Raw genomic sequence first — 19,960 nt, 5'->3', positions numbered from 1 at the left:
GTGCGGCCGCGCGCGGTGCCGCCCGCGGCCGCCCGCGGTGCGGCTTGCTCCCGCACAACCAAGAGCACCTCGCACCGCGGGATCCCGTGGTGCGAGGTGCTTTCGGTTGTGCGGGGCGTCGGCTCCCGGCCGGGGTGGCTACTCGGCGGACTGCTTCTTCGCCTTGCGGGCGTTCCGGAGGTACGTCAGCGCCATCGGCACGACGGTCACGACGACCGCGAGCAGCAGGATGACGTCGATGTACTCGCGGACGATGTGCGCCACGAAGGGGATGTGCCCGATGAAGTAGCCGAGGAACGTCACGCCGACGCCCCAGACCACGGCGCCGATGGCGTTGTAGAGCGAGTACTTCTTGTAGTCCATCCGGCCGACACCCGCGGCGATCGGCGCGAAGGTGCGCACGACCGGCACGAAGCGGGCGAGGATGACGGCGAGGGCGCCGAACCGGTGGAAGAAGGCGTTGGTGCGGTCGACGTTCGCCTTGGAGAACAGACCGCTCTCCTTGCGCTCGAAGATCGGCGGACCGGCCTTCTTCCCGATGTAGTAGCCGAGCTCGCCGCCGAGGAACGCCGCGGCGCCGATCATCAGCGCTGCGACCCACACCGGGATGCCGCCGATCTCCCCGCCGCGGTCGAACGCGAAGAGGCCCGTGATCACGAGCAGGCTGTCGCCGGGGAAGATGAAGCCGATCAGCAGGCCGGTCTCGGCGAAGACGATCGCGCACACGACGAGCACGGCGACGGCCCCGAAGTGGTCGAGGATGTACTGCGGATCCAGCCAGGGGATCAGGGCGAGTGCGACGGAGTGCATGCTTCTTCCGGTCGTGCTGGTGCGGTGACGGGAAGGTCACCCGCACGACGAGAGTACCGTGCGGGTCCGGACGGGCCGTCCTCCGGCGGTATGAGATGCGCGAGCACGCAGGCTCGGTGCGGCGGCCTGCGTGTGGCTGCCAGCGCGCGTGTGTGCGTGCGTCCTCGGTGCGGAAGGAGGGACTCGAACCCTCACGCCTGGGGCACAGGAACCTAAATCCTGCGTGTCTACCGATTCCACCACTCCCGCGAGCACCGACATCGTACCGGCCGCCCCGCCACCGCGGCGTGCGTGGCGGGGGCGACCCCGGCCTCCCGGCCGTGAACCGCGCAGCGCCGCGCGCTCAGCGCAGGCGGCGGGGCAGGTACCGGGGGACGTAGCGGATCAGGACGCCGGCGCCGACGAGGCCGAGGACGCCCATCACCCCGCTGGCGATCGCGATCGACGCCACCGCGGTGATGCCGGAGATGACGAGCGGTGCCGCCGCCTGGCCGAAGTCGCCGGTGAACCGCCACGCGCCGAGGAACGGCGCCGGGTCGTCCCGTGGTGCGAGGTCCGCCCCGAGCGTCATCAGGATCCCGGACCCGACGCCGTTCGCCAGCGACATGCCCATCGCGATCCCGACGAACCAGCCGACGCGGGCGTCCAGGTGCCCGCTCCACGCGAGCAGGAAGTAGCTGACGCTGAGCCCGAGCATGCAGGGGAGCGCACTCGCGAGCCGTCCCCAGCGGTCCATGATCTGGCCGCTCGTGTAGAAGAGTGCGAAGTCGACGGCGCCGGCGATGCCGATGATCAACGCGGCCGTGGCGTCGTCGAGGCCGACGCTCACCGCCCAGAGCGGCAGGATGACCTGTCGCCCGGCGCGCATCGCGCCGATCAGGCCGGCGCCGCTCCCGAGTCGGAGCAGCACGCTGCGGTTCGCCCGGATCGTGCGGAAGAGGCCGTGCGACTCCTGCTGCACGAGGATCGCGCCGGTGTCGGTCGCGTCGACGGCGTCGCCGTCCGGACGGGAGGCCCGGCTCGGCCACCGCAGACCGCGGACGCCCGTCGCGGGGTCGCGCAGCACGACGAGGGTCACCGCTGCCGCGATGCAGCAGACGATGTGGATCCAGAAGGCGCTCTGCGTCGTGCCGGTCAGGTGCACGACGCCCGCGGCGATGAAGGGGCCGACGAAGTACCCGAAGCGGAACACGCCGCCGAGGCTGGAGAGCGCGCGGGCCCGGATGCGGACCGGGATCGCGGTGGTCATGTAGGCGTGCCGGGCGAGCGCGAACACCGCGGTGGAGACACCGACCAGGAAGACGCCGATCGCGAGCACCACCGGGTTCGGCGCCGCCGTGCACACCAGCAGGCCGACGACCGAGACCAGTGCGGCGCCGATCATCGCGTTGCGCTCGCCGATCCGGGCGACGACCACGCCGGAGGGCACGTCGCCGATGAGCTCCCCGACGAGGATCAGCGACGCGACGAACCCGGCGATCGCCAGGCTCGCACCGAGCGAGTCCGCGGCGATCGGGATGATCGGGATGATGGCGCCCTCGCCGATGGCGAAGAGTGCGGCAGGCAGGAACCCGGACAACAGGACGGAACGGAAGTCGAATGAGTCGTTCTCGGTCGTGGCCATCGCGCGATCAACCGTACGCCAGCGGTACCGGTTGCACGGCGGGTTACCCTTGACGCATGCGTGTTCTGGCGGCGATGAGCGGTGGTGTCGACTCGGCGGTGGCCGCGGCCAGGGCGGTCGACGCCGGCCACGACGTGGTCGGGGTGCACCTGGCACTGAGCCGGATGCCCGGGACCCTCCGCACCGGCAGCCGCGGGTGCTGCACCATCGAGGACTCGATGGACGCCCAGCGCGCGGCCTCGGCCCTCGGCATCCCGTACTACGTGTGGGACTTCTCGGCCCGGTTCAAGGAAGACGTCGTCGACGACTTCGTGGCCGAGTACCAGGCCGGCCGGACCCCGAACCCCTGCATGCGGTGCAACGAGCGCATCAAGTTCGCCGCGCTCCTCGAGAAGGCGCTCGCCCTCGGGTTCGACGCGGTCTGCACCGGGCACTACGCCTCGATCGTCACCCTGGCGGACGGCTCGCGGGAGCTCCACCGCTCGGCCGCGTGGGCGAAGGACCAGTCGTACGTGCTCGGCGTGCTCACGGCCGAGCAGCTCCAGCACGCGATGTTCCCGCTCGGGGCGACCCCCTCCAAGGACGAGGTCCGCGCCGAGGCCGCTGCACGCGGACTGACCGTCGCGCAGAAGCCGGACTCCTACGACATCTGCTTCATCCCGGACGGCGACACCCGCGGGTGGCTGGCCGACCGCGTGGGCACCGCCCCGGGTGAGGTCGTCGAGCGCGACGGCACGGTCGTCGGCACGCACGAGGGCGCGACCGGCTACACCGTCGGGCAGCGCCGCGGACTCGCACTCGGCCGCCCGGCACCGGACGGCAAGCCGCGCTTCGTGCTCGAGATCCGCCCGAAGGACAACACCGTCGTCGTCGGACCGAAGGAGGCGCTCGCCGTCTCCTCGATGTCCGGGTCGCGGTTCACCTGGGCGGGTGCCGCCCCGGCCGACCCCGCCACGCCGTTCTCCTGCGACGTCCAGATCCGCGCGCACGCCGACCCGGTGCCCGCGACGGCCCGGGTGGCCGACGGCACGCTCGTGATCGACGTCGACGAGCCGCTGCACGGTGTCGCACCCGGGCAGACGGCCGTCGTGTACGTCGGGACCCGGGTCCTCGGGCAGTGCACCATCGACACCACGGTCAGCGCGGTCCCGGTCGACGCCTGACGTCCCGGGTCGGTGGTCCACGGTAGAACTGTGGGTATGAGCGAGACCGACGCCACGTTCGAGACCATCGACCCCGAGGGGCTCGACGCCGCCCAGGCCGCGCGTGAGGTCGACCGCCTGCGCTCGACGATCAACGAACTCCGGCACGGCTACTACGAGGACAACGCCTCGACCGCGTCGGACGCCGAGTACGACGCGTTCGTGCACCGTCTCGACGCGATCGAGCGGCGCTTCCCGGAACTCCTCACCGAGGACAGCCCGACGCAGACGGTGGGCGGGCAGGCCGAGACCACGCAGTTCGCCCCGGTCGAGCACGCGGAGCGCATGCTCTCGCTCGACAACGTCTTCTCGCCGGAAGAACTCACCGACTGGGCGATCAAGGTCCAGCGGGACGCGGGAGCCGAGCGTGTCCGGTTCCTCACCGAGCTGAAGATCGACGGTCTCGCGATCAACCTCCGCTACGAGAACGGGCGCCTCGTCACGGCGGCCACCCGCGGTGACGGTGTCGTCGGGGAAGACGTCACCGGCAACGTCCGCACGATGGGCACCATCCCGGACCGGCTGTCCGGCTCCGGCCACCCGCCCCTGGTGGAGGTGCGGGGCGAGATCTTCTTCCCGGTCGAGCAGTTCGACGAGCTGAACGCCAAGCAGCTCGCAGCGGGGGAGCGCCTCTTCGCCAACCCGCGGAACGCCGCAGCGGGCTCCCTCCGGCAGAAGGAAGAGGGCAAGTCCGCCGCCAAGCGTGAACTCATGGTCGACCGGCTGCGGCGCCTGCGGATGCTCGTGCACGGCATCGGTGCGTGGCCGGTGCGCGAACTCGAGCGGGACACCGACGTCCGCTCCCAGTCCGAGGTCTACGAGCTCCTGCACACCTGGGGGCTGCCGACCGGGACCCACCACCGGGTGTTCGACACCATCGACGACGTGCTCGGCTTCGTCAAGGACTACGGGGAGCGCCGCGCGTCCGTCGAGCACCAGATCGACGGCATCGTCATCAAGGTCGACGACCTCGGCCTGCACGAGGAACTCGGTTCGACGTCCCGGGCGCCGCGCTGGGCGATCGCGTACAAGTACCCGCCGGAAGAAGTGCACACGAAGCTCCTCGACATCGTCGTGAGCGTCGGGCGGACCGGTCGGGCCACGCCGTTCGCGGTGATGGCCCCGGCCGAGGTGGCCGGGTCGGTGGTGCGGCAGGCGACGCTGCACAACCAGCAGGTCGTGAAGGCGAAGGGCGTGCTCATCGGGGACACCGTCGTCCTCCGGAAGGCCGGGGACGTCATCCCCGAGGTGCTCGGCCCGGTGGTGGAACTGCGGGACGGCAGCGAGCGCGAGTTCGTGATGCCGACCGCGTGCCCGGAGTGCGGCACCACGCTCGCCCCCGCGAAGGAAGGCGACATCGACCTCCGCTGCCCGAACGCCCGCAGCTGCCCCGCCCAGGTCCGGGGGCGCGTCGAGCACATCGCCTCCCGCGGGTCGCTCGACATCGAGGGCCTCGGTGAGGTCGCCGCGGCAGCCCTCACCCAACCGCTCCACCCGGAGGTCCCGCCGCTCGTCACCGAAGCGGGGTTGTTCGACCTGACGATGGAGGACATCGTCCCGATCGAGGTGATCGTCCGCGACGCCGAGACCGGCATGGAGAAGACCGACGACGACGGCACCCCGAAGCGCGTGACGCCGTTCAGCCGGGCGCGCAAGAAGACGGACCCGCCCTTCGACGCCGCTGCCCGTGGGGCCGAGTACACCGGCGAACCGAGCCGGTACCCGTCGAAGAACGCGTTCGAGATGCTCGCGAACATCGACGCCGCGAAGACGAAGCCGCTCTGGCGCATCCTGGTCGGCCTGAGCATCCGCCACGTCGGGCCCGTCGCCGCGCGGGCGCTGGCGAACCACTTCGGTTCCCTCGACGCGATCCGGTCCGCGTCGCGTGAGGACCTGGCGGCGGTGGACGGGGTCGGCGGGATCATCGCGGACGCCCTCCTCGACTGGTTCGAGGTCGACTGGCACCGCGAGATCATCGACCGCTGGACCGCGGCGGGTGTGCAGTTCACGACCCCGGGGCATCCGGGGCCGGGCGCGGCGAGCACCGAGGGCGGTGTCCTCAGCGGCCTCACGGTGGTCGCGACCGGCTCGCTGGAGGGGTACAGCCGGGAAGGTGCGCAGGAGGCCATCATCGCCGCGGGCGGCAAGGCGGCATCGAGCGTCAGCAAGAAGACCGACTTCGTTGCGGCCGGTCCCGGTGCCGGATCGAAGCTGACGAAGGCCGAGCAGCTCGGCGTGCGGATCATCGACGCCGAGCAGTTCCGGCTCCTCGTGACCGAGGGACCGGACGCCCTGCCCGAGCCACCGACGGCGACGGCCGATGCGCCGGAGGCGCCGGCCGCGGACTGACACCGGTCCATGAGCACGCCGACGGCCTGTCCGCACACCGCGACTCGCTGCTCCTTGCACCCAGTTCAGGGGGCAAGTTGCATCGAGCACGACCGGTTCCGGCCCGTCTTCCTTACACTCGACAGAGCATCACCTGTCGTCTGCAGGGGGACGATGGGAAGGCCTTCCCGGGGGAGACCGGTTTGCTGCTCGTCGCCGCTGCTCTGATCACCGCCTCGATGCACTCGCTCGGAGTGGTCGAGTCGCCGGTCGCGCCCGCGAGCACATCCGTCGCGATCGTCCGGACCGCCGCGATCGTCCACGACCCCGCCACGGCCTCCCGACCGGTCATGACCGGGGGACAGGACACGGTCGACACCGCCGATCTCCGGGCGGCCAGGGGGCGGACGTTCCTCGACGACCTCGTCGCCGTCGCCCCGGACCGCCTGGCGCACGCGGCCACGGAGGCGGATGTGGTCGCGACGGCGATGGACCACCCGCCGACCGCCGCCGAGGTCACGACCTGGTGGTCCGGTCTCGGGTCCGCGGATCGCGCACGGCTCGAACGGGACGCCCCGGTGGTCGTCGGCAACCTGGACGGCGTGCCGTACACGGTGCGCGACCACGTCAACCGTGCGGTGCTCGCCGCCGGGCTCGCGGACCCGCACACCGCGGCGTCGGAGTCCGCGATGCTCGGGCAGGTCCGGGAGTCCCTCCGCCGCGTCGCCGACACCCCGCCGAAGTCGCTGATCACGCTCGACACCCGCGGCGCCGGTCGCGCCGCGATCGCGATCGGGGACCTCGACACCGCGGCGGACGTGACCGTCGTCGTCCCGGGGATGTTCTTCACGGTCACCGGGCAGATGGTCGACTTCACCGCGACCGCCGGGGACCTGTACGCGGAGCAGGCGACGCTCGCTCCGGTCGCCGCACCGGCGTCGGGGACGGGTGTCGCGGTGGTCGCCTGGATGGGGTACCGCACGCCGGACCTGTCGAACATCCTCTCGCTCGACCTCGCGAAGACCGGTGCGGCCCGGCTCGAGCGCACCGTCGACGGCATCCGCGAACTCCGTGACGGTCAGCAGCCGCGGCTCGGGATCGTCGCGCACTCCTACGGCTCGACGACGGCGCTGATGGCCCTGGCGTCCGGGCACATGAGCGCGGACAGCCTGACGGTGCTCGGGTCACCGGGCAGCGACGTCACGAACGCCTCCGAGCTCGCGGTGTCCTCGGGCGAGGTGTTCGTCGGGGGAGCGCACTGGGACCCGATCGCCGGTTCCGGGTACTTCGGCACCGACCCGGGCGTCGCCGGCTTCGGCTCGACGGTCCTCGACCTCGCCGGCGGTGTCGACCCGGAGGACGCCGGCGACCTGTTCCGCCGACCGGTCGGGCACAACGACTACCTGAAGCCCGGCACCGCGTCGCTCCACGACGTCGCGCTGATCGCGGTCGGCCGCGGCGACATGGTGCGTGACGGGATCCGCCAGGGCAACGGCCGCGGCGAGGGCGTCGTCGGTGCCTCCCCGGACATGTACCTCGTCCGACCGCAGGACCTGCAGCCACGCGACTGAGTGTGAACCTGAGGACCGGTGCAGCTTCTGCGGCGGTCGGAGCGGTCTCGACCCAGGGCGGCTCCCTACCGTGCTCCCATGCGTGTAGTGCGGTGGCCCGGCGCCCTCCTGATGTTCGTCGTGATGTCCGTGCTCGCCGGGCTCCTCGTCGCCGTCGCCGTGACCCCGGCCGTCGCCGTGGCCGGGGAGGGGGCCTCCGGTGCCGCCGCGTTCTTCGAGGACCTGCCGAGCTACCTCGACGTGCAGACCCCGCAGCAGGTCTCCACCGTCTACGCGAAGCAGGGCGGCAAGGACGTCAAGATCGCGTCCTTCTACGCCGAGAACCGCACCAACGTCGACTCGAGCGCGATCGCCACGACCCTGAAGCAGGCGGCGATCGACACCGAGGACCCGCGGTACTACGACGAGGGCGGCATCGACGTCATCGGCACCCTGCGCGGCGCGGCCGCGACGGTCGTCGGCGGCGACGTCCAGGGCGGGTCGAGCATCACGCAGCAGTACGTCAAGAACGTCCTCGTGCAGCAGTGCGAGCAGCTCACCGGCAAGGACGCCGCAGCGACGAAGGCCAAGATCGCGGCCTGCTACGAGGACGCCGCCGGGGTCACCCCGCAGCGCAAGCTCCAGGAGATGCGGTACGCGATCGCCGTGAACAAGAAGTACTCCAAGTCGGAGATCCTCACCGGCTACCTCAACATCGTCGGGCTCGGCGGCCGGGTCTACGGCGCCGAGGCCGGGGCGGAGTACTACTTCGGCGTGCACGCGAAGGACCTGTCGCTCGTGCAGTCGGCGACGCTCGTCGCGATCCTCAACAACCCCTCGAACCTGCGCATCGACCAGCCGAGCAACGCCGACAACGGCACGGCGAACGGGTACGCGGCGACGAAGGCCCGTCGTGACTACGTCCTCCAGCGGATGTACGCGCACCACTCCATCACGAAGGCCGACGAGACCGCGGCGATCGCGACCCCGGTGCAGCCGAAGATCACCGAGACGGCGAACGGCTGCTCCTCCGCCGCGACGAACTACGACGCCGGCTACTTCTGCGACTACGTGCGCGACCAGGTGCTGCAGGACCCGGCGTTCGGCAAGACCTCCGCGGAGCGCATCGCCACCCTCGACACCAAGGGCCTGGAGATCCACACCTCGCTCGACCTCGACCTGCAGTCCCAGGCGCAGAACGCGCTGTCGTCGTACGTGCCGACCTCGATGGCCGGCGTCGACGCGGGCGGCTCGAACGTGACGGTCGAGCCCGGCACCGGCCGGATCATGTCGATGGTGCAGAACACCACGTACACGCAGGGCGACAGCACCGCGGCCGGCACGACGGCGGTGAACTACAGCGCGGACACCGCGTACGGCAACTCCGGCGGGTTCCAGACCGGGTCCACCTTCAAGGTGTTCACCCTCGCCGAGTGGCTCGCCACCGGGCACACCCTCTCCCAGTCGGTGGCGACGAGTCAGCACGACTACCCGACGTCCGAGTTCACGAACTCGTGCGCGAACATCGCCGGCCCGGACTGGTCGGTGGCGAACGCCGAGTCGGTGCCGGCCTCGATGACGGTGCAGGCCGCCACCGCCGAGTCCATCAACACCGCGTTCGCGGCGATGGGCAAGCAGCTCGACCTCTGCGAGATCGCGAACCTCGCCGAGTCGATGGGCATCCACACCGCGGCGGGGAAGGCGATCAGCTCCGTGCCGTCGATGATCCTCGGCACGAACAACCTGTCGCCGATCGACCTCGCCGAGGCCTACGCGGGCTTCGCGAACGGCGGCATCGTGTGCACCCCGACCGCGATCGACTCCGTCACCGAGGCGGACGGCACGAAGATCACCCCGACGCCCGCGTCCTGCACGCGCGGCGTGGACTCCGACGTCGCGGGCACGGTCGACTACGCGCTGCAGTCCGTGCTGACCGGCGCGGGGACGGCCGCGAGCGCGAACCCCGGCGACGCGACGCCGAAGTTCGCCAAGACGGGCACCACCGACGGTGACGTGCAGAACTGGCTCGTCGCGTCGTCGACGAAGTACACGAACGCGACCTGGATCGGCAACGTGCAGGGCAACGTGCGCCTCGCGAACTGGCCGTTCCTGCAGGGGACGACCGGGTACAGCGCGAAGTTCGGGGTGGGGAAGTCGATGATGACCTACCTCGACGCGCAGTACGGCGGCGATGCGCTGCCGACACCGAGCCAGTCGATGATCGGCGCGTCGTCGAAGAGCAGCAGCAGCACCAGCAGCACCACGAGCGGCAGCACCACCGGCGGCGCCACCGGGACGAACAGCGGCGGCAGCACCACGAAGAGCGGCGGCACGAGCGGCGGCACCAGCGGCGGCGACAGCGGCAAGTGACGCGCTCGGTAGACTGGTCGGCATGCCTGACATCACGAGCGAGCAGGTCGCCCACCTGGCGAACCTCGCACGTATCGCCCTCACGCCCGCCGAGATCGAGAAGCTGACCGGGGAGCTGTCGCACATCGTCGACAGCGTCGCGAAGGTGACCGAGGTCGCCACGCCGGACGTCCCCGCCACCAGCCACCCGGTCGCCCTCGCGAACGTCCTCCGACCCGACGTGGTCGGCGCGACGCTGACGCAGGAGCAGGCGCTCTCCGGGGCGCCCGACACGGACGGCGAACGGTTCCGCGTGACGGCGATCCTGGGAGAAGAGCAGTGACCGACGACATCACCCGCCTCAGCGCGGCCGCGCTCGCCGACGCCCTGGTGGCGCGCGACGTCTCCAGCGTCGAGGCGACCCAGGCGCACCTGGACCGCATCGCGGCCGTCGACCCCGACGTGCACGCGTTCCTGCACGTCAACGAGAACGCCATCGGCGTCGCGAAGTCGATCGACTCCCGTCGTGCGGCCGGCGACGACCTCGGCGCGCTCGCCGGTGTGCCGGTCGCCATCAAGGACGTCCTCTGCACCATCGACATGCCGTCGACCTCCGGCTCGAAGATCCTCGAGGGCTGGGTGCCGCCGTACGACGCCACCACGGTGCTGAAGCTCCGTCGGGCCGGCATGGTGCCGCTCGGCAAGACCAACATGGACGAGTTCGCGATGGGGTCGACGACCGAGTTCTCGGCGTACGGCCCGACGCACAACCCGTGGGACCTCGGCCGGATCCCCGGCGGCTCCGGTGGTGGCTCTGCCGCTGCCGTCGCCGCGTTCGAAGCACCGCTCGCCCTCGGCTCCGACACGGGCGGCTCGATCCGTCAGCCGGGTGCCGTGACGGGCACCGTCGGCGTGAAGCCGACGTACGGCGGGGTCAGCCGCTACGGCGCGATCGCGCTGGCGTCGAGCCTCGACCAGGTCGGCCCGGTCGCCCGCACCGTCCTCGACGCCGCGCTCCTGCACGACGTCATCGGTGGGCACGACCCGAAGGACTCCACGTCCATCCCGGAGGCGTGGCCGTCGTTCGCGGCAGCCGCCCGTGACGGCCTGCAGGCGGACACGCTGAAGGGCCTGCGCGTCGGCGTGGTCAAGGAGCTCGCGGGTGGGGACGGCTTCCAGGCCGGCGTCACGCAGCGCTTCCAGGAGACGGTCGCGATCCTCGAGGCCGCGGGTGCGGTGGTCGTCGAGATCGATGCCCCCTCCTTCGCCTACGCGATCAGCGCGTACTACCTGATCCTCCCGGCGGAGGCGTCCTCGAACCTCGCGAAGTTCGACTCGGTCCGCTTCGGCCTCCGCGTCACGCCCGAGGGCGGTGCGACCGTCGAGGACGTGATGGCCGCGACGCGCGAAGCCGGCTTCGGGCCGGAGGTCAAGCGCCGCATCATCCTCGGCACCTACGCGCTGAGCGCCGGCTACTACGACGCCTACTACGGCAGCGCGCAGAAGGTCCGGACGCTCGTGCAGCGGGACTTCGACAAGGCGTTCGAGCACGTCGACCTGCTCATCAGCCCGTCGGCCCCGACGACCGCGTTCCCCCTCGGCGAGCGGCTCGACGACCCGTTGGCGATGTACCTCAACGACCTCACCACGATCCCGGCGAACCTCGCCGGCGTGCCCGGCATGAGCATCCCGAACGGCCTCGCGCCCGAGGACGGCCTGCCGACCGGCGTGCAGCTGATGGCACCGCAGCGCGAGGACGCCCGTCTGTACCGCTACGGCGCAGCGCTGGAGCGCCTGCTCGAGCAGCAGTGGGGTGCCCCGCTCATCGAACGGATCCCGGACCTCGACGCAAGTCAGCAGTCGGCAGCAGAGGAAGGCGTGGTCTGATGGCCGCCAAGGACGCACTCATGGACTTCGACGAGGCGCTCGAGCGCTTCGAGCCGGTCCTCGGCTTCGAGGTGCACGTCGAGCTCGCGACGAAGACGAAGATGTTCTCCGACGCCCCGAACTTCTTCGGCGGCGAGCCCAACACGAACGTCACCCCGGTGGACCTCGGGCTGCCCGGGTCGCTCCCCGTGGTGAACGAGCAGGCCGTGCGCTTCTCGATCAACCTCGGGCTCGCGCTCGGCTGCTCGATCGCCGAGTCCTCGCGGTTCGCCCGGAAGAACTACTACTACCCGGACAACCCGAAGAACTACCAGATCTCGCAGTACGACGAGCCCATCGCCTTCGAGGGGGAGGTCGAGGTCGAGCTCGCCGACGGCACGCTGTTCCAGGTGCCGATCGAGCGCGCCCACATGGAAGAGGACGCGGGCAAGCTGACGCACGTCGGCGGTGCGACCGGTCGCATCCAGGGTGCCGAGTACTCCCTGGTGGACTACAACCGCGCCGGGGTCCCGCTCGTCGAGATCGTCACGAAGCCGATCTTCGGCGCCGCGCACCGTGCCCCCGAGCTCGGTGCCGCCTACGTCCAGGTCATCCGTGACCTGGTCCGGGCGCTCGGCGTGTCCGAGGCCCGCATGGAGCGTGGCAACCTGCGCTGCGACGCGAACATCTCGCTCCGCCCGTGGGGCCAGGAGAAGCTCGGCACCCGCACCGAGACCAAGAACGTCAACTCGTTCCGCGCCGTCGAGCGTGCCATCCGCTACGAGATCCAGCGTCAGGCCGCGATCCTCGCGGACGGCGGCACGATCACGCAGGAGACCCGGCACTGGCACGAGGACACCGGTCGCACGTCGGCCGGCCGTCCGAAGTCGGACGCCGACGACTACCGGTACTTCCCGGAGCCGGACCTGCTGCCCGTGATCCCGGACAAGGCGATGATCGAGGAGCTCCGCGCGTCCCTGCCGGAGGCCCCTGTCGCCCGTCGTCGTCGCCTCAAGGGCGAGTTCGGGTTCGCGGACCTCGAGTTCCAGGACGTCGTGAACGGCGGGCTCCTCGACGAGGTCGAGGCCACGGTCGCCGCCGGCGCCCCGGCCCAGGCCGCGCGCAAGTGGTGGACCGGCGAGATCAGCCGCGTCGCGAACACGCAGGACGCCGCCCCCGGCGACCTGGTGTCGCCCGCACACGTCGCCGAACTCATCACCCTCGTCGAGTCCGGCGAGCTGACCGACCGTCTGGCCCGCCAGGTGCTCGAGGGCGTCATCGCCGGAGAGGGCTCGCCCGCAGCCGTCGTCGAGTCGCGCGGACTCAAGGTCGTCTCGGACGACTCCGCCCTCACCGTCGCCGTCGACGAGGCACTGGCGGCGCAGCCGGACGTGCTCGCGAAGATCCGCGACGGCAAGGTCCAGGCCGCCGGCGCGATCATCGGTGCGGTCATGAAGTCGATGAAGGGCCAGGCGGACGCGGCGCGCGTCCGCGAGCTGGTCCTGGAGCGCGCGCAGGCGTAGCGACCAGATCGGACGGGAGGCACGGTGCGGGTCCGCACCGTGCCTCCCGTCGTTCCTGGGGACACGTCCACGGCCCGGTGACAGGATGAGGCGTGTCCGCAACGATCCGTGCCATCGGCACCGCCGTCCCCCCGACGACGCTCGACCAGGCCGCCGTGCGCGACCTGTTCACCGCGCAGCCCGACCTCGGTCGGCTCGGTCGCCGCATCGTCCCAGCGGCCTTCGACGCCTCGGCGGTGGAGCATCGGCACACCGTCCTGACGGACCTCGACCCGGCCGGAGCGCCCGGCGCGTTCCGCGACGCCGACGGGGTCCTGCACTCGCCGTCGACCGGGACCCGCAACGACCGGTACCGCGAGCTCGCGCCGCCGCTGTTCGTCGCCTCCGCCCGGGACGCCCTCGAGCGCTCCGGGATGGACCCGGCCGAGGTCACCCACGTCGTGACCGTGTCCTGCACGGGCTTCACGCAACCGGGCCCGGACCTGGCGATCGTCGAGGAACTCGGCCTGCGCCGCACGGTGTTCCGGCAGCACGTCGGCTTCATGGGCTGCTTCGCCGCGTTCCCCGCCCTCCGCATCGCTGCCGCGTTCGCCGAGTCCGACCCGACCGCCGTCGTGCTCGTGGTCTGCGCCGAGCTCTGCACGCTGCACGTCCGGGCGTCGGACGACCCGGACCAGATCGTCGCGAACAGCGTCTTCGGTGACGGCGCGGCCGCAGCGGTCGTCACGGCAGAGGGCCCCGGGCTCCGGCTCGACCGGTTCGCGACCACGGTCGTCCCCGAGGGGGCGTCGGAGATGGCGTGGAACATCGGCGACGAGGGCTTCGAGATGGTCCTCAGCACCGCCGTCCCCAAGCTCGTCGGCGCCACCGTCGCGGAGGCCGTCGCACCGCTCCTCGACGGTCCCGCCGCGGACGTCCCGATCTGGGCCGTGCACCCGGGCGGACGCGCCATCCTCGACCGGACGCAGGACGCCCTCGCCCTGCCCGACGCCGCGATGGCGAGCAGCCGTGCCGTCCTCCGTGACCACGGGAACATGTCGAGCGCCACCGTGCTCTTCGTGCTGCGGGACGCGTTCGACGCCGGGATCGAAGACGGGGCCTCCGTCGTCGCGCTCGCCTTCGGGCCCGGCCTCACCGTCGAGAGCGCCCGCCTGACCGCCGTCGGGACCCGTGTCGCCGAGGCGATCGCGGCTCCGGACCTGGCCGTGGAGTACCGGTGAGCCGACGCACCGAGGCCGGACCGGGCCTCCCGGCCGTCGACCTGCGCACCCGCGACCTGGAGCTGCGGGAGCTGATGGACGACCCGGACTGCGACCCGCGCGCCCTCGCGCGGACGTTCCGGCGGTTCGCCGTCGTGAACTCGCTCGTCAGCGGATGGCGGGCCGCGTGGCGGACCCACGTCGTCCCGGCGCTGCCGGCGAACGGGCGCGGCCGTGTGCTCGACCTCGGTTGTGGCGGCGGCGACCTCGCCCGCGCGCTGGTGCGCTGGGCGGCGAGCGACGGGTTCGACGTCGAGGTGGTCGGCATCGACCCCGATCCCCGTGCCATCGCCGCGGCGACGCGCTCGACGCCGCGCGGAGTGACCTTCCGCGAGCAGTCGAGCGGCGACCTCGTCGCGGCCGGGGAGCGGTTCGACGTGGTGGTCTCGAACCACGTGCTGCACCACCTCGGCGACGAGGAGCGTGCGGGGTTCCTGGCCGACTCCGAGCGGCTCGCGACGACGCGGAGCCTGCACTCGGACATCCGGCGGTCGCCCGCGGCCTACCGGGCGTACGCGCTCGGGTCGGCCCTGGTGGCCGCAGGGACCTTCGTGCGCGTGGACGGGCTCCGCTCGATCCGGCGGAGCTTCACGCTGCCGGAGCTGCACGCGGCGCTGCCGACGGGGTGGCGGGCGGAGGCGGCGGCACCGCACCGGGTGCTCGCGATCCGCGACGCCTGAGGGGCGGACGCTGGTCAGGCCCGTTCGGCGGCCTGGCGCACGAGCTCGGCGTGGAGGTCGGCAGCCGCTGACCTGTGGAGAACTCGTGGGGCGCGGGTCGGCTAGCGTCGGGGCATGGTGTCCCCTCGCCTCCACCGGGTCGCGGTGCTCGTGCTCGACGGAGCGAAGCCGCTCGACGTCGGGATCCCGGCGCAGGTGTTCTCGAACCGGCCGAGCATGCCGTACGAGGTCCGGGTGTGCGGTCCGCGTGCCGGTCGGGTCGCCGGAGGGGACGGCATGGCGTACGCCGTCGACCACGGGCTCGAGGCGTTCGACTGGGCGGACACCGTGTTCGTGCCCGGCTACCGGTACCCGGCCGACACGCCGCCACCCGACTCCGTCGTCGCGGCACTCGTCCGGGCGCACGAGCGCGGGACCCGGATCGCGGCGATCTCCACGGGAGCGTTCGCACTCGCGGCCGCGGGACTGCTCGACGGGCGCCGGGCGACGACGCACTGGCACTACACCCGCGTCCTCCGCGACCGGTACCCCGCCGTCGAGGTCGACGAGAACGTGCTCTTCGTCGACGCCGGCACGGTCCTGACGAGCGCGGGCGCCGCGAGCGGGATCGACCTGTGCCTGCACCTGGTGCGGCGGGACCACGGCGTCGCGCTGTCGAACCACGTCGCCCGGCGGCTGGTCAGCGCCCCGTACCGGAGCGGCGGGCAGGCGCAGTACGTCCCGCGGAGCGTCCCGGAACCGCTCGGGGACGTCTTCGCGGAGACCCGGGAGTGGGCACTCCGTCACCTCGCCGACCCGCTCACGCTCGATGTCCTCGCCCGGAACGCCACGGTGTCGCCGCGCACGTTCTCACGCCGCTTCGTGGACGACACCGGCTACACGCCGATGCAGTGGGTGCTGCGGGCGCGGGTCGACCTGGCGCGCGAGCTGCTGGAGCGCACCGACCTCGGGGTGGACCAGGTCGCGGCGCGGGCCGGGCTCGGGTCCGACGCGAACCTGCGGACCCACTTCCGCCGCGTGCTCGGGACCTCGCCGACGGAGTACCGGCGCACGTTCCAGGACTGACGCACCCGCCAGGGCCTCGGAGATGGTGGCGAGATCCTTGCGGACCCTGGCTGTCCTGCCACTGGAGCCGTGCCTCCAGGCCCGTGAGCATGGTCAGCGGAACGAAAGGAACCCCCATGACCCGCATCGGGATCAACGGCTTCGGCCGGATCGGCCGCAACACCCTCCGCGCACTCATCGCCCGGGGCGGTGACGACCTCGACGTCGTCGCCGTCAACGACCTGACCGCACCGGAGACCCTCGCTCACCTGTTCCGCTACGACTCCGCGCTCGGACCCTTCGACGGCACCGTCGAGGTCGACGGCGACGCCCTCGTGATCGACGGCCGACGGATCCGCGTCCTCGCCTCCCGCGAGCCCGCCGACCTGCCGTGGGGTGACCTCGGCGTCGAGGTCGTCCTCGAGTCCACCGGCCGCTTCACGGCCCGGGACGCCGCCGCCGCGCACCTGACGGCCGGCGCGCAGCGGGTGCTGATCAGCGCGCCCGCGACCGGTGCGGACGCGACGATCGCCTACGGCGTGAACTCGGACACCTTCGACCCGGCGGTCCACACCGTGATCAGCAACGCGAGCTGCACCACGAACTCGCTCGCACCGCTGGCGTCGGTGCTCGACGACCTCGCCGGCATCGAGCACGGGTTCATGACGACCGTGCACGCGTACACGCAGGAGCAGAACCTGCAGGACGGACCGCACCGCGACCTGCGCCGTGCCCGTGCGGCCGGGGTGAACATCGTGCCGACCACCACCGGTGCCGCGAAGGCGATCGGTCTGGTGCTCCCGCGACTCGACGGCAAGCTGTCCGGGGACGCCATCCGCGTGCCGGTGCCCGTCGGGTCGATCGTCGAGCTGAACACCGTCGTCGCGCGGGACGTCACCGTCGAGCAGGTGAACGAGGCGTACCGGGCCGCTGCTGCCGGGCCGCTCGCCGGGGTGCTGGCGTTCACGGCGGACCCGATCGTGTCGACGGACATCACCGGGCGGAGTGAGTCGAGCGTGTTCGACTCCCTGCTCACCCGGGTCGACGGCGGGCGGCACGTGAAGGTCGTCGCCTGGTACGACAACGAATGGGGCTTCTCGAACCGGGTCGTCGACACGCTCGGGATGCTCGCGGGCGCGGGCGCGCCGGCGGCGGCGGTCTAGCCGGAGCGGTCGCGCAAAGCGACAGTGCTCGCCCGTCTCCGGGGCGAGCACTGTCGCTTTCCGCGACCAGACCGGCCGCGGCCGCGGCCGCGGCGGCGGCGCCGCGCGGGCGCCGGGCGCCGCGCCTACGCGATGCGCGCCGTCGTGGACGCGAACGACCGCGACAGCACCGCGGCCCGGTACCGCTCGAGCGCCGCGGGCTCCGCACCGACGGACTCCAGCGCCGCGAGCCCCGCACCGAGCACCGGGGGAGCGGTCACCCACGTGGGCACCGCGCCCGGCACGCGGGCCGCCAACCCGCCGACGACCGCGTCGACGAGCAGCGGGTGCCGGGCGGCGAGCACGCCCCCGCCGAGGACGACGGGGACCGACGAGCCGGCGGCGCCGAGGCCGAGCCGCCCGAGGGCGACCGACGCCAGCAGCACGATCTCCTCCGCCTGCCGCGCCACGACCCCGGCGGCGACCGGGTCGCCCGTGGCGGCGACCTCGAAGAGCACGGGGCAGAGCCGGTTGAACACGCTCTGGTCGAGGCGGCCGAAGTGGACGGCCTCGGTGACCTCGCGGACGGTGCCGAGCCCGAGTGCTGCCGGGACCGCAGCCGTCAGCGCCGTCGCCGGTCCGCGGCCGTCCTCCGCCCGGGCCGCGTGCCACAGCGCCCGGTTGCCGAGGTACGCGCCACCGCCCCAGTCGCCCGACACGTCCCCGATCGCCGGGAACCGGGAGGTCGCACCGTCGGCCCGCACCGCGAGCGCGTTGATGCCGGTGCCGCACACCACCGCGGCGGCGTCCGGCGACAGGGTGCCGGCGCGGAGCAGCGCGAACAGGTCGTTGTCGAGGACGTCCGGCGCCCCGCCGTCCTGCGCCCAGTGCTGCAGCGCCGCCGTGGCCGCGGTGATCTCGTCGGGCAGGTCGAGCCCCGCGAGGTACACGTGCGTGGTCAGGACGCGCGCACCGTCGAGCGCGTGGACGACCCGCCCGCGGACGTCGTCGAGGATCGGTCCGGCGAGCTCCCACCCGCGGGTCTGCGGGTTCGACCCGGGCCCGCGGGCGTGCCCCACGAGCGTGCCGTCGAGGGCGATCGCGACGACGTCGGTCTTGCTGCCGCCGCCGTCCACGGCGAGCACCACGTCCGGCGCACGGCCGGCGTCCGTGGTGCCCCCGTCCGGCGCACGGCCCACGTCCGACGGGCCGCTCGCGTCCGTCGTGTCGCGGGTCGGCCTGGAGGCCGGGGTCACCCCCGCCCCGCCGCCGCGGCTCAGCCCGCCCACGTCACCTGCTCCGATCGCGTCCACGGCAGGTGTTCCGCGTTCGCGGCCAGCAGCAGGTCGGTGAGCTTCTCGGCCTTGTCCACCTGTCCGACGAGGGGGTGGGCCCACATCGCGCGGAGCACGCGGTCGCGTCCGCCGTGCACGGCCGCGTCGAGCGCGAGCCGCTCGTACCCGGCGACGTGCGACACGAGCCCGACCATGTCCGCGTCGAGCGGCGCGACCGGCAGGGGGGTGATCGCCTGCCGGGTCACGCGGGCCGGGACCTCGATCACGTGGTCGTCGGGCAGGAACGGGAAGGTGCCGTCGTTCCGGACGTTGAGCACCTGCACTTCACCGCGGTCGCCGAGGATCGAGGACAGCACGTCGATCGCCGCCTCCGAGTAGTACGCACCGCCGCGCTGCTCGAGCTCGGCGGGCTTCGTGACCACGGACTCGTCGGCGTACTTCGCGAGCAGGGCACGCTCGGTCGCCATCACGGCCTCGGCGCGGGTCGGCTCGTGGAGCTGTTCCTCGAGCACGATGTCGTGGCTGTAGAAGTAGCGCAGGTAGTACGACGGGATCGCGTGCTGCAGGCGGAGCAGGTCCGGGTGCATGTGCACGCTCTCGGCGGTGCGGTCGAGGGCGTCGGCGCCGAGCAGGTCGTCGAGGACGTCACGGGTCCGGCCGTCGGCGTCGGTGACGTGCACGCCGCGCTCCCACGTCAGGTGGTTCAGCCCGACGTGGTCGAGCCGGACCGCGGACGGTGCGACCTGGAACTCCGCCGCGAACCGGCGCTGGAAGCCGATCGCCACGTTGCAGAGCCCGACGGCGCGGTGCCCGGCCTCGAGGAGCGCGCGGGTGACGATGCCGACCGGGTTCGTGAAGTCGACGATCCAGGCGTCCGGCTTGGCGTGCTTCCGGACGAGTTCGGCGTACTCCAGGACCACGGGCACCGTGCGGAGGGCCTTGGCGAACCCGCCCGGCCCCGTCGTCTCCTGCCCGATGCAGCAGGCCTCGTGCGGCCAGGTCTCGTCCTGCTGCCGTGCAGCCTGCCCGCCGATGCGGAGCTGGAACATCACGGCGTCGGCGTCGCTGACCCCGGCGACGACGTCGTCGGTGACGTGCACGGTGCCGGGGTGCCCGGCGTGTGCGAACATGCGCTTCGCCACACCGCCGACGAGTTCGCGGCGGACGGGGTCGGGGTCGACGAGCCAGAGCTCGTCGATGGGGAGCTGGTCGCGGAGCCGGGCGAAGCCGTCCACGAGTTCGGGGGTGTAGGTGGAACCGCCACCGATGACTGCGAGTTTCACTGTGG

Annotated in this window: 15 protein-coding genes and 1 tRNA gene; 11 read left to right on the top strand and 5 right to left on the bottom strand. The window is 72.3% G+C overall.

Annotation, left to right across the window (positions count from 1 at the left end; translation table 11 throughout):
• Positions 1–138 precede the first annotated feature (138 nt).
• The 3 genes from EDF27_RS10125 to EDF27_RS10115 form a co-directional block, all read right to left on the bottom strand.
• Entirely contained in the window at positions 139–810 is a 672-nt protein-coding gene (locus EDF27_RS10125; RefSeq protein WP_123654068.1) for a VTT domain-containing protein, read from the bottom strand.
• A gap of 168 nt (positions 811–978) precedes the next feature.
• A tRNA-Leu gene (locus EDF27_RS10120) sits at positions 979–1,059 on the bottom strand.
• A gap of 94 nt (positions 1,060–1,153) precedes the next feature.
• Positions 1,154–2,434: an MFS transporter gene (locus tag EDF27_RS10115; RefSeq protein WP_123702998.1), complete on the bottom strand. Its 1,281-nt coding sequence runs from the start codon at positions 2,432–2,434 to the stop codon at positions 1,154–1,156.
• 56 nt (positions 2,435–2,490) lie between these two features.
• On the opposite strand from EDF27_RS10115, the gene mnmA reads away from it, so the two are divergent.
• The 11 genes from mnmA (at position 2,491) to gap (ending at position 17,398) form a co-directional block, all read left to right on the top strand.
• Positions 2,491–3,597 (top strand): tRNA 2-thiouridine(34) synthase MnmA, encoded by a 1,107-nt coding sequence (gene mnmA / locus EDF27_RS10110; RefSeq protein ID WP_123654066.1) that lies wholly within the window; start codon positions 2,491–2,493, stop codon positions 3,595–3,597.
• A 36-nt stretch (positions 3,598–3,633) separates the two neighbouring features.
• On the top strand, positions 3,634–5,985 hold the full coding sequence (gene ligA / locus EDF27_RS10105; RefSeq protein ID WP_132048623.1) for an NAD-dependent DNA ligase LigA: 2,352 nt from the start codon (positions 3,634–3,636) through the stop codon (positions 5,983–5,985).
• Positions 5,986–6,167: 182 nt separating this feature from the next.
• Positions 6,168–7,535 carry an alpha/beta hydrolase gene (locus tag EDF27_RS10100; RefSeq protein ID WP_132048621.1) on the top strand — a complete coding sequence of 456 codons (1,368 nt, stop codon included), beginning with the start codon at positions 6,168–6,170 and terminating at the stop codon, positions 7,533–7,535.
• A gap of 78 nt (positions 7,536–7,613) precedes the next feature.
• Positions 7,614–9,884, top strand: a complete 2,271-nt coding sequence (locus tag EDF27_RS10095) for a transglycosylase domain-containing protein (protein ID WP_123702990.1) — start codon at positions 7,614–7,616, stop codon at positions 9,882–9,884.
• Between the two features lie 22 nt (positions 9,885–9,906).
• Positions 9,907–10,206, top strand: a complete 300-nt coding sequence (gene gatC, locus EDF27_RS10090) for an Asp-tRNA(Asn)/Glu-tRNA(Gln) amidotransferase subunit GatC (protein ID WP_123654062.1) — start codon at positions 9,907–9,909, stop codon at positions 10,204–10,206.
• The gene (gene gatA, locus EDF27_RS10085) at positions 10,203–11,750 is read left to right on the top strand and encodes an Asp-tRNA(Asn)/Glu-tRNA(Gln) amidotransferase subunit GatA (protein ID WP_123654061.1); all 1,548 of its coding nucleotides are present in this window, start codon (positions 10,203–10,205) and stop codon (positions 11,748–11,750) included. Before gatC ends, gatA begins: the two co-directional genes overlap by 4 nt.
• Positions 11,750–13,252: an Asp-tRNA(Asn)/Glu-tRNA(Gln) amidotransferase subunit GatB gene (gatB, locus tag EDF27_RS10080; RefSeq protein ID WP_123654060.1), complete on the top strand. Its 1,503-nt coding sequence runs from the start codon at positions 11,750–11,752 to the stop codon at positions 13,250–13,252. Before gatA ends, gatB begins: the two co-directional genes overlap by 1 nt.
• 92 nt (positions 13,253–13,344) lie before the next feature.
• Positions 13,345–14,472 (top strand): type III polyketide synthase, encoded by a 1,128-nt coding sequence (locus EDF27_RS10075; protein ID WP_132048619.1) that lies wholly within the window; start codon positions 13,345–13,347, stop codon positions 14,470–14,472.
• Positions 14,469–15,191 carry a methyltransferase domain-containing protein gene (locus EDF27_RS10070; protein ID WP_260235845.1) on the top strand — a complete coding sequence of 241 codons (723 nt, stop codon included), beginning with the start codon at positions 14,469–14,471 and terminating at the stop codon, positions 15,189–15,191. The genes EDF27_RS10075 and EDF27_RS10070 overlap by 4 nt, the downstream gene beginning before the upstream one ends.
• Before the next feature lie 114 nt (positions 15,192–15,305).
• Positions 15,306–16,256, top strand: coding sequence for a helix-turn-helix domain-containing protein (locus EDF27_RS10065; RefSeq protein ID WP_123654058.1), 951 nt, complete (start codon positions 15,306–15,308; stop codon positions 16,254–16,256).
• A 116-nt stretch (positions 16,257–16,372) separates the two neighbouring features.
• Positions 16,373–17,398: a type I glyceraldehyde-3-phosphate dehydrogenase gene (gene gap / locus EDF27_RS10060; RefSeq protein WP_132048617.1), complete on the top strand. Its 1,026-nt coding sequence runs from the start codon at positions 16,373–16,375 to the stop codon at positions 17,396–17,398.
• Positions 17,399–17,523: 125 nt separating this feature from the next.
• Here the strand turns inward: gap and EDF27_RS10055 are convergent, their stop codons facing one another.
• Positions 17,524–18,666, bottom strand: a complete 1,143-nt coding sequence (locus tag EDF27_RS10055; RefSeq protein WP_243698296.1) for a BadF/BadG/BcrA/BcrD ATPase family protein — start codon at positions 18,664–18,666, stop codon at positions 17,524–17,526.
• Positions 18,654–19,955: a 6-phospho-beta-glucosidase gene (locus EDF27_RS10050; RefSeq protein ID WP_132048615.1), complete on the bottom strand. Its 1,302-nt coding sequence runs from the start codon at positions 19,953–19,955 to the stop codon at positions 18,654–18,656. The genes EDF27_RS10055 and EDF27_RS10050 overlap by 13 nt, the downstream gene beginning before the upstream one ends.
• Positions 19,956–19,960 lie beyond the last annotated feature (5 nt).

The organism is Curtobacterium sp. PhB136 (genome assembly GCF_004346855.1).
Lineage (GTDB): Bacteria > Actinomycetota > Actinomycetes > Actinomycetales > Microbacteriaceae > Curtobacterium.
Note: the sequence above shows the minus strand (reverse complement) of the source record. Positions and strands in the feature narration are given on the sequence as shown.

Excerpts from the sequence above, each read along its gene's own strand:
- EDF27_RS10125 (WP_123654068.1), bottom strand. The coding sequence starts at position 810 with ATGCACTCCGTCGCACTCGCCCTGATCCCCTGGCTGGATCCGCAGTAC.
- EDF27_RS10115 (WP_123702998.1), bottom strand. The coding sequence starts at position 2,434 with ATGGCCACGACCGAGAACGACTCATTCGACTTCCGTTCCGTCCTGTTG.
- mnmA (WP_123654066.1), top strand. The coding sequence starts at position 2,491 with ATGCGTGTTCTGGCGGCGATGAGCGGTGGTGTCGACTCGGCGGTGGCC.
- ligA (WP_132048623.1), top strand. The coding sequence starts at position 3,634 with ATGAGCGAGACCGACGCCACGTTCGAGACCATCGACCCCGAGGGGCTC.
- EDF27_RS10095 (WP_123702990.1), top strand. The coding sequence starts at position 7,614 with ATGCGTGTAGTGCGGTGGCCCGGCGCCCTCCTGATGTTCGTCGTGATG.
- gatC (WP_123654062.1), top strand. The coding sequence starts at position 9,907 with ATGCCTGACATCACGAGCGAGCAGGTCGCCCACCTGGCGAACCTCGCA.
- gatB (WP_123654060.1), top strand. The coding sequence starts at position 11,750 with ATGGCCGCCAAGGACGCACTCATGGACTTCGACGAGGCGCTCGAGCGC.
- EDF27_RS10065 (WP_123654058.1), top strand. The coding sequence starts at position 15,306 with ATGGTGTCCCCTCGCCTCCACCGGGTCGCGGTGCTCGTGCTCGACGGA.
- gap (WP_132048617.1), top strand. The coding sequence starts at position 16,373 with ATGACCCGCATCGGGATCAACGGCTTCGGCCGGATCGGCCGCAACACC.